Annotated in this window: 4 protein-coding genes and 1 pseudogene; all 5 read right to left on the bottom strand. The window is 44.0% G+C overall.

Features of this window, described 5'->3' with window-relative positions; translation table 11 throughout:
• Positions 1-125 precede the first annotated feature (125 nt).
• The gene (gene shc, locus PX484_RS25400) at positions 126-2033 is read right to left on the bottom strand and encodes a squalene--hopene cyclase (protein WP_287765671.1); all 1908 of its coding nucleotides are present in this window, start codon (positions 2031-2033) and stop codon (positions 126-128) included.
• 243 nt (positions 2034-2276) lie between these two features.
• Positions 2277-3032, bottom strand: coding sequence for a translation elongation factor Ts (tsf, locus tag PX484_RS25395; RefSeq protein ID WP_002753383.1), 756 nt, complete (start codon positions 3030-3032; stop codon positions 2277-2279).
• Positions 3033-3148: 116 nt separating this feature from the next.
• Positions 3149-3946, bottom strand: coding sequence for a 30S ribosomal protein S2 (rpsB, locus tag PX484_RS25390; RefSeq protein ID WP_043997933.1), 798 nt, complete (start codon positions 3944-3946; stop codon positions 3149-3151).
• A 157-nt stretch (positions 3947-4103) separates the two neighbouring features.
• Positions 4104-4571, bottom strand: coding sequence for a thioredoxin-dependent thiol peroxidase (bcp, locus tag PX484_RS25385; protein WP_149985767.1), 468 nt, complete (start codon positions 4569-4571; stop codon positions 4104-4106).
• A gap of 2 nt (positions 4572-4573) precedes the next feature.
• Positions 4574-4683 (bottom strand): annotated as a pseudogene (locus tag PX484_RS25380) (M56 family peptidase); the annotation flags it as partial.

Here is a 4683-nt window from a genome sequence, read left to right as displayed (position 1 = left end):
CTGTCTACATTCAAAAATTAGCCAATTTTTTAAATATATCTCCTGATTTATTTTTTCCTAGTTAGTCACAAAAAATGCGTTAGACAGTTAAGCTTATTTCCTGTCTTAACGCATAGGTTAACAGACTAAATCAAAGCCCGATAACGCCCCAAAGCCAGTAAAGGAAAATACTGCTGATAGAAATGATATTTCAGGTAAAAATGACAGGGAAAACCTGTACCGGTGAAGTAATCTTCATCCCATGTACCATTTTCTTTTTGGGTAACAAGAAGATAGTTAACGCCCTTTTCGATTACTTCTCGCTGATAATTACCGGTGACTTTCCCGATGGCTAATAAACCGATTAATGCCCAAGCAGTTTGGGAAGCGGTACTATTTCCCTGTCCTTTAAATTTAGGGTTATTGTAACTAAAACAGGTTTCACCCCAACCACCATCAACATTTTGACAACTGCTTAACCAATTGGCTCCTTTTTGCAATTGCTGGCGATATTTATTCGGTTCCAGAAAAGCCAAAGCAGATAACGCCCCACTGGTTCCATAAATATAATTTACACCCCAACGACCAAACCAACTACCATCAGCTTCCTGTTCTTTTTCCAGATAATCCAAAGCTTTTTTAACTCGAATTTCCTCCATTTTAACATCACAAGTGCCTAACATTTCTAGAACTCTGGCAGTAACATCAGCCGTATTAGGATCGATCATTGCTTTTAGATCGGAATATGGCAAAGAATTAAGCCAGTTTTGATCGTTATCGATGTCAAAAGCTCCCCAACCACCAGCTTTACACTGCATAGTAGCCATCCAATTAACTGCCCGTTTCATCACAGCTTTTTTAATATTTTCATCGGGCATTTTAATTAACTCTAAAGCCATCACCACCACTGCCGAATCGTCTAAATCGGGATACCAGCGATTGTCAAATTCAAAAGCCCAACCGCCGGGGGTTCCGATTTTATTTTTAATCGCCCAATCGCCATAATCAAGAATTTGTTGATCGATTAACCATTGTCCCGCTTTAATCATAGCTGGATGAGCGGGATTTAGACCGGATTCAATTAGCGATCGAATTACCCAAGCCGTGTCCCAAACCGGCGACACACAGGGCTGTACACAATAGGTATTATCCGTCTGAATAGCAAAATTATCCACCGCTTTTAAACCGCGGGCAACAATCGGATCGTCAACATCATAACCTAGGGCTTTTAAAGCTAATAGGGAATTTAACATCGCCGGGATAATTCCCCCCCAATCGCCCGTGTCTTCCTGTCGTTCAATTACCCATTTTTCCGCCGCTTTCAGACTTTCTTGCCGGAAGGGAACTAAATTAGTTTTTTCTGCCCATTTAAACAGCCCATCTAACCAGAGGAAAACATCTGACCAATCGTTATTTTTTGGTAACTCATACTTGACATTATTCACCCCTTCTGTATAGAGTTCATCGAGATTAAAACCCATTTTATACACGGGTTTTTTGTCAAAAACAATTAATAAAGGAACCGTACTTCCCCGCGCCCAACTGGACATTTCATAGATAGTAAAAGGGAAATTTTCCGGCAGTAGCATGATCCAAGCGGGGATAGAGGGAACCCCCTGCCAATCATAACAACCAATCAAAGCGAGGTGCATTTTGGTGAAAATGCGGGTTTTACTGATGCCACCTTTAGCTAAGATAAATTCTCTAGCTTTTTCTAAAGCAGGATCATTAACGGGAATTCCCAATAGTCGCAGCCCCATGTAGGCTTCCACAGTGGTGCTAAGATCGCCACCATCCCCATAAAATAACTCCCAAGCGCCGTTAGGACACTGTTGCTGACGCAGATAGGTGGCTGCTTTGTCTAGGGGGCGATTTTTGTCAGTTTTCCAGATTTTGTGCAGTAAAATTGCTTCTGAGGTGATGGTGACATTAGATTCTAATTCTGCCCACCAGTAACCGTCAGAGTATTGGGTAGAAAGTAAATAATTTTGAGAAAGTTCGATCGCTTTCGCTGTTTTAGCGGCTATTTCGGTGATTTTGTCCTGAATCTGCATTTTTTCCGTTCGACAACCTCTAGGGACCACCAGTGCAAATAAGATAATCTTATTTACAAAGTTTTTAATAAGTAGGTAAAAGATAGGCTTTTGTTCCCAAGGAATCCAGTCAAGGAATTTGCTTTGGTTGCCAATTTCTTTTTTCTTTTGACTGATTACTGATAACTGATCAAGTACCCCCACCCCCCTGAAGACAAAAAGGGTACGAAACTCGCACCCCCACCAGATTGATCTTCATTTAACTTACTTTTTCTTTTTGCCTTTAGCGGGCGGATTATCCTTCGCTGCCGGTTCCGGGGCTTTTTCCTCCACTTGCGGGGCTGCTGCCACGGGTTCCGGGGCTTTTTGTCCCATTTGGGCGGCTACTTCGGCGGCGAAATCCGTTTCTTCTTTTTCGATCCCTTCACCTAGTACAAAGCGTTGGAAACGACGCACCTGAATATTTTCTCCCAAAGCGGCGATCGCTTGTTTAAGCAATTCGTCAATACTGATGTTCTGATCGCGGATAAAGGGTTGATCGAGCAGAGAAAGTTCTTTCAAACGTTTTTCAATGCGGCCGGCCACGATTTTTTCTTTGATATTATCGGGTTTATTGGCTAAATCGTCCCGTCCCATCTCAATTTCTTTTTCTTTGGCGGCAATTTCGGCGGGAATATCGGCCACTTTTACATATTCGACGTTAGGACAAGCGGCAATCTGCATGGCCACGTCATTAACCAATTTTTTGAACTCCTCGCGACGGGCAACAAAATCGGTTTCGCAGTTCACTTCCACTAAAACACCGATGCGGCTGCCGGTGTGGATGTAACTGCCGATCATCCCTTCTGCCGCTACCCGACTGGCTTTTTTCTCGGCGGAAGTAATCCCTTTTTGACGCAACCATTCGATCGCTTTAGTTATATCCCCCGCGTTTTCCGTCAGCGCCCTCTTACAATCCATCATGCCGGCGCCGGTCTTTTCCCTAAGTTCTTTAACCTGTTGTGCTGTAATTTCCGCCATAAAATTCCTAACCTACTGCTTATAATTGATCATGCCACGAGAGGGGCAGGTTTGACCGCTCGATAGGCTCGGAAAGTTTCCCCCCGAACCTAGCTGCGATCAATGGCTAATTTTCCCTAGTTATCGTCGTCTCCACTGGCAAATTCGGCGGCGTATTGGGAATAATCACCTTCTTCCTCGTACTCGGTTTCATTATCGTAGTCTTCCTCGTATTCTTCCACCGCTGCTTGACCACCGCGACGACCTTCGATGATCGCATCGCTAATTTTGCCTAAAATCAGTTTGACTGAGCGAATTGCGTCATCGTTGGCGGGAATCGGCACATCTACCAAGTCAGGATCGCAGTTAGTATCCAAGAGGGAGATGATGGGAATGCCCAATTTTTGGCATTCTTGGATAGCGTTGTATTCCCGACGCTGATCGACTACGACGACTAAATCCGGCAGCCGGCGCATGGTTTTAATGCCACCGAGGTATTTTTCTAGTTTGCCTAATTCCCGACGCAGTACCGATGCTTCTTTTTTCGGTCGTTTATCGAGGGCGCCGCTATTTTCTAATTCTTCTAATTCTTTGAGTCTTTCTACCCGGCCGCGAATGGTTTCCCAGTTGGTTAACATTCCCCCTAACCAGCGTTGGTTAACGAAGTGGCTACCGCTGCGTAAAGCTTCCTGTTTAATGATTGCTGCCGCTTGCCGTTTCGTACCGATGAATAAAAAGCGTTTACCGCTATCGGCTTCTCCTCGGACAAATTCGTAAGCTTCTTCGATTAATTGGGCAGTTTGCACCAAATCAATGATATGAACCCCATTTCGGGCAGTGTAGATGTACTGAGACATTTTCGGGTTCCAACGGCGCGTTTGATGGCCGAAGTGAACCCCAGACTCTAGCAATTCTGCGAGAGAGACAACGGGCATATTTTTCTCCTTATTCGGGTTTATCCTCCATCTAGGGCTGGATTTCTAGATTCCTAGAAACACCCGATCGCCTAGATGTGCGATTTTTGACAACTTTTCTAGTCTAACACGAAAGGGCGCAATTGCCTACCCGTAAATATTGGGTACTGAGGGCTTGCTACTGCAATTCCTCAAGTTTTTTCAAAACCGCTTCTGCATGGGCTTTTACCTTGACATTTGACCAAATATAGGCAATATTTCCCCGGGGGTCGATCAGGAAAGTGGATCGTTTAATCCCCATATATTCCTTGCCCATAAATTTTTTTAATCCCCAGACTTGATAAATTTCCGCCAGTTGATGATCGGGATCGCTCAATAATTGAATAGTTAAATTGTGTTTTTCAATAAAACGACAGTGGGACTTCTCTGAATCGGGACTAACTCCCAGAATTACCGCATTTAATTGCTGAAATTGCGGTGACAAAGCGGTAAAATCGATCGCTTCTGTGCTGCAGCCCGGAGTGTTATCTTTGGGATAAAAATATAAGACCAACCATTGACCGGCAAAATCTGCTAATTTACTAATTTCGCCTCTTTGGTTTGGGGTGGCAAATTCGGGGGCTTTTTGTCCAACTTCTAGGGTCATTTTTAGGAGTGTAAAGGCAAGAGTAAGAAAGGAGCGAGGGAGAGGGAAAGCAATAGCCAGACTTGATAGTTAAATCTGGGAAGTTCGGGGTTTTCTGACTCGACTAAAGCAT

It is taken from the genome of Microcystis sp. M49636_WE2, assembly GCF_030065375.1.
Taxonomy (GTDB): Bacteria; Cyanobacteriota; Cyanobacteriia; order Cyanobacteriales; family Microcystaceae; genus Microcystis; species Microcystis aeruginosa_C.
This window is presented reverse-complemented; position numbering and strand designations above follow the sequence as displayed.